At 66.0% G+C, this 11,129-nt stretch carries 10 protein-coding genes; 4 read left to right on the top strand and 6 right to left on the bottom strand.

All coding sequences use genetic code 11. The annotated features are described in order from the left end of the window. Window positions 1-57: 57 nt before the first annotated feature. The 6 genes from C8J98_RS03595 to glgX all read right to left on the bottom strand — a co-directional run bounded on the left by C8J98_RS03595 (window position 58) and on the right by glgX (window position 6,475). Entirely contained in the window at window positions 58-1,194 is a 1,137-nt protein-coding gene (locus C8J98_RS03595) for a serine hydrolase (protein WP_233260105.1), read from the bottom strand. Between the two features lie 5 nt (window positions 1,195-1,199). Further along, a complete protein-coding gene (locus C8J98_RS03600; protein ID WP_107910916.1) occupies window positions 1,200-2,144 on the bottom strand; it encodes a YbhN family protein in 945 nt (314 codons plus the stop codon). 45 nt (window positions 2,145-2,189) lie between these two features. After that, on the bottom strand, window positions 2,190-2,882 hold the full coding sequence (locus C8J98_RS03605; protein WP_107910918.1) for an ATP-binding cassette domain-containing protein: 693 nt from the start codon (window positions 2,880-2,882) through the stop codon (window positions 2,190-2,192). Further along, window positions 2,879-3,553, bottom strand: a complete 675-nt coding sequence (gene modB, locus C8J98_RS03610; RefSeq protein ID WP_107910920.1) for a molybdate ABC transporter permease subunit — start codon at window positions 3,551-3,553, stop codon at window positions 2,879-2,881. Before modB ends, C8J98_RS03605 begins: the two co-directional genes overlap by 4 nt. Before the next feature lie 6 nt (window positions 3,554-3,559). Beyond that, the gene (gene modA, locus C8J98_RS03615; RefSeq protein WP_107910921.1) at window positions 3,560-4,306 is read right to left on the bottom strand and encodes a molybdate ABC transporter substrate-binding protein; all 747 of its coding nucleotides are present in this window, start codon (window positions 4,304-4,306) and stop codon (window positions 3,560-3,562) included. Between the two features lie 66 nt (window positions 4,307-4,372). After that, entirely contained in the window at window positions 4,373-6,475 is a 2,103-nt protein-coding gene (gene glgX, locus C8J98_RS03620) for a glycogen debranching protein GlgX (protein WP_107910923.1), read from the bottom strand. 154 nt (window positions 6,476-6,629) lie between these two features. Here glgX and C8J98_RS03625 point away from each other — a divergent pair, with 154 nt between their 5' ends. The 4 genes from C8J98_RS03625 to C8J98_RS03640 are packed head-to-tail and all read left to right on the top strand — an operon-like array spanning window position 6,630 to window position 11,116. Then, window positions 6,630-7,625, top strand: a complete 996-nt coding sequence (locus tag C8J98_RS03625; protein WP_107910924.1) for an HlyD family secretion protein — start codon at window positions 6,630-6,632, stop codon at window positions 7,623-7,625. Continuing rightward, entirely contained in the window at window positions 7,622-9,049 is a 1,428-nt protein-coding gene (locus C8J98_RS03630; protein ID WP_107910926.1) for an efflux transporter outer membrane subunit, read from the top strand. Before C8J98_RS03625 ends, C8J98_RS03630 begins: the two co-directional genes overlap by 4 nt. Beyond that, window positions 9,046-10,683, top strand: coding sequence for an MFS transporter (locus tag C8J98_RS03635; protein ID WP_107910928.1), 1,638 nt, complete (start codon window positions 9,046-9,048; stop codon window positions 10,681-10,683). Before C8J98_RS03630 ends, C8J98_RS03635 begins: the two co-directional genes overlap by 4 nt. A 49-nt stretch (window positions 10,684-10,732) precedes the next feature. Continuing rightward, a complete protein-coding gene (locus C8J98_RS03640) occupies window positions 10,733-11,116 on the top strand; it encodes a DUF2946 domain-containing protein (protein ID WP_146171504.1) in 384 nt (127 codons plus the stop codon). Window positions 11,117-11,129 lie beyond the last annotated feature (13 nt).

Raw genomic sequence — 11,129 nt, forward strand, 5'->3', positions numbered from 1 at the left:
CGTACGTATCGGGGGAGGGTCCGGGGATTTTAAGCCCATTCTCCCGGTCGGGTGGCCTCAGCGAACGAGGCCCGCGATGACGGCCTGGACAAAAGCGGTGCGTGCCCTGGCCTGCTCATCATTCGTGGCCACCGGCCACGCCGCCATCTGCACGATCACCAGATGGCGGGAGGGATCGACGTAAAGCAGTTGCCCGAAGATGCCGATGCCAGCGAAGGCACCGTTGTCGTACGTCCACCACTGGTAGCCGTAGCCGCGACCAGGCACGCCGATGTCTGCGTGCTTGTGCGTGGCGTCGGCAATCCAGCCATCCGCAAGGACAGGCCTTCCGTTCGCGATGCCGCCATCGAGCAGGAACTGACCCAGGCGCGCGTAATCTGCCAGTGTGGCCGAAACACCCGAGCCGCCAGCCTCTGTGCCGTCGATCTCGTCCTTCAGCCAGAGCGCATCGGAAGCCATGCCGTACGGCTTCCAGACCTTCTCGGAGAGATACGCGGCCAGCGTCTTACCGCTGGCGCGAGCGACGAGGATACCAATCAAATCGGTCTCGCCAGTCTTGTAGACCCAGCGCTCGCCGGGTACGAACTCGCGCGGTAGCACCGCCATGTAGGACACCAGCAAGGGCACGCCGGGTTGGCGTGAGCCTTCGTACATCATCGCGACGTCGGATCGGGGATCGACGTAATCCTCGTTCCATCGGACGCCCGAGGTCATCGTCAACAGCTGACGCACGGTGACATCACGATACGCGCCGGCCGCAAGCTCCGGGATGTAACGCGTGACCTTGTCGTCGAGGCTGTGAATGAAACCATCGCGCAGCGCCGCCCCGACCAGGGTCGAGGTGAACGACTTGGCCACGGAGAATGAGGTCCAGCGCGTATCGGGTGTCGCGCCAAGGCCGTAGCGCTCCAGACGCACGCGGCCATCCTGCACGACCATGATGCCGGCGACATGGTGTGCCGCCATATACGCATCGAGCGTGCTGCCATCAACAAAACGAGGCCGCACTGGCACGCCAGGGGGTAACGGGTGCGCGACCCCGTGCCGCACGACGTTACTGGCGTAATGCGTTTCCATGGTGCGGAATGCTGCTTCGCGCTGCGGTTGGTCCCAGAACAGGACGTCGGTACGTCGGGCGTGCGGCGTCGCGCAGGCGGCAAGGAGCATCGCGGCGACGAGGACGAGCCAACGCACGTGATTCAACCCGCATTCCTCGTACGCCGGCGCACCTCGTAGGCACCCAGGGCGATCGACGCCAGCACGAACGGGCCAAGGCCGTAGATCGCGCGGTACGCGAGGAGCGCGGCGAGAACCGGTGCACGCTGTTCCTGCGGGAACGCCGCAAGTGTGATCGCCTCGAACGCGCCGATACCGCCGGGAGTATTGCTGACGATGCCGGCGAGGATCGCCCCCACGTAGATCGGCGCGAAGTCGAGGAAGCTCCCCGCGATGTCGGTCGGCAGGAGCAGGTACATGGCCGTGATCGCGCCGACCATCTCGATCACACCGAGAACGATCTGCGCGCCGGCCGAACGGGCGGAGGGCACCGGCGTGGTGAACTTCCACATCTGCAGTTCGTCGTGCTTGCCGGCCAGCCAGCGCAACAGGAGGACGAAGAGGATGATCAGCGACAAACCGAGCCACCGACCCCAGCCATGGGCGATGGCCGGCTCCAGCATTAAGGCGATGGCGGTGACGGCGGCAAAGCCCATGCCCACCGCGAAGCCGACCAGGCCGACCACGCGCGCAACGTCCGGAGCGCCGACGCCTTGCGTGGATAGCATGCGGTAACGCAACGCGGTCCCGGTAATCGCATGGAAGCCGAGTGCGTTGCAGATGGCGTGCGTGGTCACTCCGGAGAAGACCTTCATCCGCATCGTCACTTTGCCCGGCACAACGGTTTCCACGGCAAACACGTCATAAGCGGTGAGGCAGGCCCAGCTGACCAGGGTCGCCAGGATCGAGCCACCGACATGCCAGCGTGGAATCCGTTCGATCGCGGCAAGCACGTCGTGCCAGGCCATCCTTGCGATATAGCGATGCAACAGGAAGATCGCGCCACCGACGATGGCGGCGGTGAGCAGGTACTTGATGGCGTGGGTCGCGATGACCCTGCCGCCTTGTTTGTCATGCCCTGCCGTCACTACTGTCGCCTGTCTCGCCGGGTGGTCACTCACGAAAGGCGGGCATCATCCCACGAGCGGGGGACGGTCGGGGGTGCCCACCACCCGGCCATCGCGGATCTCGAAGGTGTGGCCGTCGAGCGCCTCGACGTCGGCCGGGTCGTGGGTGATCACCATGAGCTGGAGGTCGAGGCGCGCCTGCAGTGCCATCAGTTCGCTGCGCATGCGGCCACGCAACGCGGGATCGAGCGCCGCGAACGGCTCGTCGAGAACGACGATGCGCGGCCCGGACACCAACGCCCGCGCCAGCGCCACGCGCTGCCTCTGTCCACCCGAAATGCGCGACGGGTAACTGTCGGCGACATTGCCCAACTCGAAGCTGTCGACCCACCGGCGCACGCGCTCGTCGTGTCGGCGCCGTCGAGGATTCAGCCAGCCACGGTCCAGGCCGAAGCCAATGTTCTGCGCCACGGTGAGGTGCGGGAACAGGGCGTAGTCCTGGTACACATAGGCCACTTCGCGCATTCGCGTGGGCAGGTCGATACGGGCCGCCGAATCGTAGAGAACGCGCCCATCGACGAGCACATGACCGGTATCCGGCGTGAGCAGGCCGGCCACGGCGCGAAGTGTCAGGCTCTTGCCCGAGCCCGACGGCCCGAACAGCACGACCCGTCGCTGTTGCGACACGATGGCCACATCGAGCTCGAAGTGACGATCGTCCGAGCGCAGTGTCTTGCGGATCGCGATATCCACGCTCATGGGCGCGACCGCCGCAGGTGGTCCGGCGCCAGCCATCCGGCAAGCAGCAAGGCGATCACACAGGTTACCGAGGTCACGGCGACCATGATGCCAGCGGTGGTGTCGTCACCCGATTGCACGGCGGCATAGATCGCCACCGACAGCGTCTGCGTACGGCCCGGCAGGTTCCCGGCGATCATCAGGGTGGCACCGAATTCACCGAGCGCCCGCGCGAAGGCAAGCAGCGCGCCTGCCGTAATGCCGCGTGCGGCCAGGGGCAGGGAGACCCGGAAGAACACGGCGGCCTCGCGCAGCCCAAGCACGCGCGCGGCACTCTCCAACTGGGGGTCCACCGCTTCGAAGGCCGCCCGCGCGGCTTTCTGCACCAGGGGAAAAGCCACCAGGGTCGAGGCGATCACCGCTCCTTGCCAGGTAAACACCAGTTCGATGCCAAGCCGATCCAGCCATGCGCCGAAAACGCCGCGTCGGCCCAGAAGCACGAGCAGGTAATAACCCAGGACCGTCGGCGGCAGGACCAGCGGCAGGGTGAGGATCGAATCGACCACCTCACGCGCAGGTGAGCGCCAGCGCGACAACCCAAAGGCTACGGCCACACCCAACACGAGGTTGATGGCAGTCGCCCACAGCGCGACCTTGAGGGTGAGCGCGAGCGGTACCCAGATCGCGCCCACGAGGCCTCAGGGTGCCTGGAAGCCGAACCCGGCCAGAATGCCGCGCCCCTGGGTCGACAGCACGAAGGTTTCGAAGGAAGCGGCTTCCTTCGCCTGCTTCGATCCGGCGACGACGGCGATCGGGTAGGTAATCGGCTTAGGCGTCGGCACCGTGGCGGCGATGTCGACCTTGTCCTTCATGATGGCCGCGTCCGTTGCGAAGACAAATCCGGCATCGACCTCACCACGTGCCACGTAGTCGAGGCTCTGCCGGACGTTCTGCGCCAGCACGCCCTTGGCTGAGACGGCGTCCCACAGGCCCTGCTGCTCGAGGGCCGCCTTGGTATATCGGCCCACCGGCACTGAGGCGGGGTCACCATAGGCCACGCGCTTCACGGTGTCGGCCTTGAGGTCGACCGGCGCGGTCACCTGCGTCTTGCTGCCTTTGGGCACGATCAGGACCAGGCGGTTGGTGGCGAAGTCCTGGCGAGTGGCGGGGTCGATCGCCTTCGCCGCCACGGCCTTGTCCATGGCGGTCTCATCCGCGGAGGCGAACACATCGGCCGGCGCGCCGCTGGCGATCTGGCGACGCAGGACGTCGGACGCGGCGAAATTGAGCACGACATGGGTGCCCGGATGCTTCGCCTCATAGGCTTTGCCGACGGCCTGGAAGGCGTCGGTCAGGCTGGAGGCTGCCGATACGACCAGGTCGGCGGCCGCAGCACCGCCCGAACCGACGAGGAGGATGAGCGCAACGAGCGGACGAAGGCGCATGGGGTCGGTCCTTGGCGGAAGGTTTCGCAATATAGGTAGGCCCACGCCGCAGGGTCAACGATCCCCTTACCCTGCGGCGAGGACCACGAAGCTGCGCGGCGGCGCTATCAGCTTGCCGTCCTCGGCCGGCGTATCGACAGACAGGTCGAGGTCGGTGGAGAAGGCCACGGTCCATGCACCCTGCGGCAGCGTGAACTCCACCCCGCCGTCGAACGCGTTGACCAGGATAAGCACCGTCTGGTCGTTGCCGTGTTCGCGCACACCCGAGGCCTGGCTGCGTCCATCCAGGAGAATGCCGATGGAGCGTGCCCGCGGGTCCTCCCAATGCTCCGGCTGCATCTCGCCACCGCCAGGATTGAGCCAGACGATATCGCGCACCTCGGCCACGTCGTCATAGCGGCCGTCGAGAAAGCGGCCGCGACGCAGGATAGGAAAGCGGTCACGGAGGGCGACCAGGTCGCGGACCGCGGTGGCCAGACCGCCCTGGGTAGGATCGTCGCTCCAGTCGATCCAGCTGATCTCGTTGTCCTGGCAGTAGGCATTGTTGTTGCCCTGCTGCGTGTTGCCGCGCTCGTCGCCGGCCAGCAGCATCGGCGTGCCCTGGGCGAGGAAGAGCGTGGCGAGCAGGTTGCGCGACTGTCGCTGGCGCATGGCACGAATGCCGGCGTCCTTCGTGTTGCCTTCGGCACCGTGGTTGAACGAATGATTGTTGCTGGAGCCGTCCTGGTTATTCTCGCCGTTCGCCTCGTTGTGCTTGTCGTTGTAGCTGACCAGGTCGCGCAGCGTGAAGCCGTCGTGCGCGGTGATGAAATTGAGTGACGCGTACGGGCGGCGGCCGCGCTTGTCGAAGAGGTCCGCCGAGCCGGTGAAGCGCCGTGCGAACTCGGCCAGTTTGCCGCCCTCACCTTTCCAGAAAGCGCGCACGGTGTCGCGAAACTTGTCGTTCCATTCCACCCAGCCCGGCGGAAACTCGCCGACCTGATAGCCGCCGGGACCGCAATCCCAGGGCTCGGCAATCAGCTTCACCTGGTTGAGCACGGGATCCTGCGTACAGGAATCTAGGAAGCCGCCGTTCTCGTCGAACCCGTAGGGCTCGCGCCCGAGAATGGTGGCGAGGTCGAAGCGGAAGCCATCGACGTTCATTTCGGTCGCCCAGTAGCGCAGCGAATCGTTGACCATCTGCAGCACGCGCGCGTTGCTGAGGTTCACCGTGTTACCGGTGCCGGTGTCGTTGATGTAATACCGCTTGTCTTCGGCCAGGCGGTAATAGCTGGCGTTGTCGATGCCCTTGAACGAGAGCGTCGGACCCATCTCGTTACCTTCGGCCGTGTGGTTGTAGACCACGTCGAGGATCACTTCGAGCCCTGCCCGGTGGAATGCGGCGACCATGTCCTTGAACTCGCGGGGATCGCCACCGGACATGTATCGCGTTTTCAGCGCGAAGAAGCCGATGCTGTTGTAGCCCCAGTAGTTGCGCAGGTTCTTCTCCTGCAGGTAGTGGTCGTCGAGATAGGCATGCACGGGAAGCAGCTCGACCGATGTCACGCCAAGCCCGCGGATGTAGTCGACGACCGCCGGCGTGGCCATGCCGGCAAAGGTGCCGCGCAGGCGTTCGGGAACGTCGGGGTGCCGCATGGTGAAGCCGCGTACATGCGTCTCGTAGATCGCCGTGCGGGTCCACGGGACCGATGGCTTGCCGTGCTCCACCCACTTGTAGGATGGATCGATCACCATCGCCTTGGGCATGAACGGGGCGCTGTCACGCTCGTCGAAACTCAGGTCGCCATCGGGATGGCCAACCGTATAACCGTAGAGCTCGTCGGCCCAGGTCAGGTCGCCGACGATCTGTTTCGCGTAGGGATCGAGCAGGAGCTTGTTGGGGTTGAAGCGGTGGCCGTTTTCCGGCTCGTACGGTCCGTGGACACGGTAGCCATACAGCTGGCCGGGGCCCACGCCCGGGACATAGCCGTGCCAGACCTCGTCGGTATATTCGGGCAGGTCGATGCGCCCGGTTTCGATGCCGCCTTCGTCATAAAAGCACACTTCCACACGGGTGCCGTGTGCGGTGAACAGCGAGAAGTTCGTGCCCTTGCCGTCCCACGTGGCGCCGCGCGGAAAGGGGGAGCCTTCGCGCACAGGGGAGGCGGCATCGTAACGGGCATCAGGCATGGAAGTAGTCTCGTGGCGGCTCGACAGCATGGCCATCGGGGCGAAAGGAAAACGTGAGGACCGACCCGGATCGTGCCCGCTCCCGCACGATTCGCCAAGCAAGTTGACGGGGGCGGTGGCAGCGTGACGCCGTGTCCGTGGAGGAAAGGCAGGAATGAAACACGCGTTGCGCATCATCGGAGGCCTGCTGGTGGTCGGCACGATCGTCATCGTGCTGTTCTTCTGGCTCGACCGCACCGAAACCACCACCGACGCCTATATCACCGGACGCCTTCATCCGATCGCCCCGCGGGTCACTGGCACCGTGGTCGCCCTGCACGTGGACGATAACCAGCACGTCAAGGCGGGCGAGGTATTACTGGAACTGGACACCCGCGACTTCGATGTCAGGGTGGAACAGGCGCGTGCCGAGATCGACCGGGCCAAGGGGCAGGTGGCCAGCGCCGACGCCCAGATCGTCGAAGCCAACGCCTCGATCGTGGCCGCCCAGGCCAGCGTGGAGAAGACCGTCCTCGACCTGAAGCGCGCCAGCGAGCTGGTCAATGAAACGCCCCGCGGCGTTTCCCAACAGGAATACGACGCGGCCAAGGCAGCGTCCGACTCCGCGCGGGCGAACAAGGCGAGTGCGGACGCACGCAAGGTCGCCGCGACGGCCGCGAGCGAGTCGGCCCGGGCGCAGGTGGCCACTGCCGAAGCCTCATTGCACGACGCCAACCTGGCCTACGGCTATACCAAGGTACTGGCTCCGGTCAGCGGCTACGTCGGGCGGCGGTCGGTCGAGGTGGGCGCACGCGTCAACGCAGGCCAGACCCTGCTTTCGATCGTCTCCGACCAGGTGTGGGTCGTGGCCAACTTCAAGGAGACCCAGCTGCATGGCATGAAGCGGGGCACCGAAGCCCGGATGACCATCGACGCACTTCCGGACCTCACCTTCATCGGTCATGTGGACAGCCTCTCGCCCGCCTCGGGCTCGCAGTTCGCACTACTGCCGCCGGACAACGCCACCGGCAACTTTACCAAGGTGGTCCAGCGCGTTCCGGTGAAGATCCTGTTCACCGACGATGACCTGCGCCGCTACCGGGAACGGCTGGCTCCCGGGCTATCGACCATCGTCAAGATCCGTGTGCCAGAAGACGGAACCGGGTTATGACATCGCGGGCGCTCGTGCTGGCGTTACTCTCCACCTGCCTGGGCGGCTGCGTGCTGGGCCCCGATTACCAGCGGCCGGATACCCCGGCGCCGCACGCCTGGAAACAGGCTCCGGCCGACACTGCGCCACTCCCGGACGCCTGGTGGAACCTGTTTGGCGACGACGAGCTTGGTCGGCACGTGACCGCCACCCTCGCCGCCAACCAGGACCTTGCCGGGGCGCTGGCCCGCTTCGACCAGAGCCGGGCCTTGCTTGGTGTCGCGCGGGCGGATGAATTCCCGGACGTGTCGTTTGGACCCGGCTACTCGCGGGGCCGTACCTCCGGAACGGTCGCCAACCGGTTCCCGTACCTCGAGACCACGGTGTGGCAGGCACCTGTCGAAGTCGCCTATGAAGTGGATCTGTGGGGTCGCGTAAGGCGCAGCGTGGAGGCAGCGGGCGCCGAGATGCAGGGCAGTGCCGACGCGATTGCCGCGGTGCGCCTGAGCCTTGCCGCATCCACGGTGTCGACCTATCTGTCCTTGCGCAGCAGCGATCGCGAGATCGACATCCTTTCACGCACCGTCGGCCTGCGCGAGGACGAACTCAGCCTTGCCGATCGACGAGCGCGCGCCGGCGTCGTGAGCGACCTGGACGTGCTGCGCGCCCGCGCCGAACTGAGCCAGACACGTGCCGACCTCGCCGACGCGCGTCGACGCCGTGACAACCTCGAGCACGCGCTCGCTGTTCTCGAAGCACGCAACGCGGCGGATTTCACCGTGGCGCCCGTCACGTGGACGCCCAACGTGCCCGACGTGCCTGCAGGCCTTCCTTCGACCTTGCTGGAGCGGCGCCCCGATGTCGCCAGCGACGAGCGCGCCCTGGCCGCCGCTAGCGCACGAATTGGCGTGGCCAGGACAGCATTCTTTCCTTCGGTGAGTCTCACGGCGACGGGGGGACTGGCCAGCGGCCGGCTGGGCGATTTCACTAGCAGCGACAGCCAGATCTGGTCGATCGGTCCGGTCGTTAATCTGCCGATTTTCGAAGGCGGGCGCAATCGTTCACGCCTGGAAGCTGCGGAAGCCGCCTACCGCGGCGCGGAGGCCAAATGGCGCCAGACCGGCATCACTGCCTTTCGGGAAGTACAGGACGCACTGGCCGATACCACATGGTTGCGTGAGCGCGGCGCCGCACTGGATGCCACCGTCGATGCGTCAACGGCAGCGGCGAAGCTTTCCCGATCACGCTACGACCGCGGCCTGGCCGGCTATTTCGAGGTGGTGGATTCCGAACGCCAGGCGCTTGGCAGCCAGCGCGCCGTCGTCGAGAACGACCAGCAGCGACTTCTCGCCGCCGTCTCGCTGATCAAGGCCCTCGGCGGGGGCTGGAAGGAGGGCGATGCGGTGCCACGCCAGCCCGACACCGCTGCGTCCGCCTCGCCATGAACGCAACCGCTTCCACGGCAACCGCAGCGCCCGCGCCCCCGGCCAACCTCCCCTGGCTGGGCATCGTTGCCGTGCTGGTCGGTGCGCTGGCGACCACGCTGACCTCGCGACTCACGTCGATCGGCCTGGCCGATGTGCGCGGGGCCGTCAGCGCCGGCTTCGACGAAGGCGCGTGGATTCCCACCGCATTCACCGCCTCGCAGATGATGATCGGACCATTGTCGATCTTCCTCGGTCGCGCATTCACGCCACGCCGCGTGCTCCTGGTCGGGTGCGTCGTCTACGGCGTGGCGTTGTTCCTCATTCCCTTCGCGCCGGACCTGCGCGTGCTGCTCGTGCTGCAATGCCTGGCGGGGCTCGGGTCCGGCACGTTCATCCCGCTGACGGCCGCTTTCATCCTGACCGCGCTGCCGAAGAGCCTGTGGCCATGGGGCCTGGCCGCGTACGCGATGAACATCGTGCTCGGTCTCAACCTGGCCTCGACCCTCGAAGGCTGGTACGTGGAACACATCACCTGGGACTGGATTTTCTGGCAGAACACCGTCGTCGCCGTCCCTCTTTTCGTGCTCTATTGGTTCGGGCTACGACGACTGCCGATCGACCGCGACTACCTGCGCAACGGCGACTTCCGCGGCATGCTCATGGGCGCCGCAGGGTTCACGCTCATCTTCATCGCCCTGGACCAGGGCGATCGCCTTGACTGGTTTTCTTCCACGTTGATCGTCACCCTGCTCGCGCTGGGCGTCATATGCATGGGCTTGTTTCTTCTCCATGAATCGACGCTCGATACACCTAGCGTGGACTTCGGCCTGCTCGCGCGGCGAAATTTAATCCTGCTGATCGTGCTGGTGCTGGCGACACGTTTCATGGTTACCGCCAGTAACACGCTGGTCGCGAACTACCTGATCCAGGTGCGCGGCCTGCGTCCGGAAGAGGTCGGCAATGCGGCACTGTGGGTCGCGCTGCCTCAACTGGTCATCGCGCCGACCGTCGCCTGGCTGCTCAACCGCGTGGATGCGCGTTTCGCGATCGGCACGGGCTTCACCATCGCTGCCACGGGCTTTCTTCTGGCCACCGGCATCACCTCCGAATGGACGGAATCGAACTTCAGTCTCGCCCTCCTCCTGCAGGCCATCGGCGAAACACTGGAACTCACGGCCGTCATCTACTTCTTCGGCCACCATGTCGGGCCGGCCGATGGCATCACCTTCGGGGCGATCATCCAGACCGCACGCCTGTTCGGCGGGCAATTGGGAACATCGGTGCTGGTCACGTTCACGCGGAAAGCCGAACAGTTGCACTCGAACCTCATCGGCCAGCATGTCATCGCCGGGGAACCCTTGACCGACGCCCGGATCGTCGCCTACACGCAGATTTTCGGCGCATCCACCCAGGGCACCGGAGCGCCCGCGGCGCGAGGGACCGGACTGCTGCTCAGCGCGGTGCGTGGCCAGGCCTACACCTTGTCGATCCTCGACGGCTTTCTCCTCGCCGCCACGGTCGGCACCGTCGCGGTCCTGCTGGTGCTGTGCCTGCGCGAGCCGCCCGTGCTCGTCAATCCCGTGGCCGTGCCGCCACTACCGCCACCGGAGGAACGTGACACCGTGTCGCACTCCGTTCACCCCGCTTCGTGACATCATCCCTGGACCCACGTCCAGGGTATGAAACATAGGGGACGCCGACGTGCGTCGTGGTCTGGCACGAAACCGCTGGTTGGGATGGATGGCGCTGGTCGCCGTCTGGCTCACCGTGCTGGCGCCGTCGGTCTCGCGGACCGTGTCGGCAGCTTTCGTGTTCCCGGACCTCGGTGCCTGGTGTGAAGGGGCGCCGGGCGAACACCACGGTGCCACGGCCACCCACGATTCGGGTGCCATGGGAGATGGCGCTGCCTGCGGCTACTGCACGCTTTTCGCGCAGACGCCCGCGCTGGGTGCCGTTTTCTACATCGGCCATGCCCCGCCCTCTCCCGGCTACGTCCCCGCCGACCTTCCGGTCGCACGGGCGCATGTGCCAGTGGCCATCCTGCACGCCCCACCACGAGGTCCGCCGGTCGCCGCGCACGCCTGATCGCTTCCGATCC

This window comes from Luteibacter sp. OK325 (assembly GCF_003050935.1).
Taxonomy (GTDB): Bacteria; Pseudomonadota; Gammaproteobacteria; order Xanthomonadales; family Rhodanobacteraceae; genus Luteibacter.

Coding starts and splice junctions, on each gene's coding strand:
- glgX (WP_107910923.1), bottom strand. CDS start 6,475: ATGCCTGATGCCCGTTACGATGCCGCCTCCCCTGTGCGCGAAGGCTCC.
- C8J98_RS03630 (WP_107910926.1), top strand. CDS start 7,622: ATGACATCGCGGGCGCTCGTGCTGGCGTTACTCTCCACCTGCCTGGGC.
- modA (WP_107910921.1), bottom strand. CDS start 4,306: ATGCGCCTTCGTCCGCTCGTTGCGCTCATCCTCCTCGTCGGTTCGGGC.
- C8J98_RS03635 (WP_107910928.1), top strand. CDS start 9,046: ATGAACGCAACCGCTTCCACGGCAACCGCAGCGCCCGCGCCCCCGGCC.
- C8J98_RS03605 (WP_107910918.1), bottom strand. CDS start 2,882: ATGAGCGTGGATATCGCGATCCGCAAGACACTGCGCTCGGACGATCGT.
- C8J98_RS03625 (WP_107910924.1), top strand. CDS start 6,630: ATGAAACACGCGTTGCGCATCATCGGAGGCCTGCTGGTGGTCGGCACG.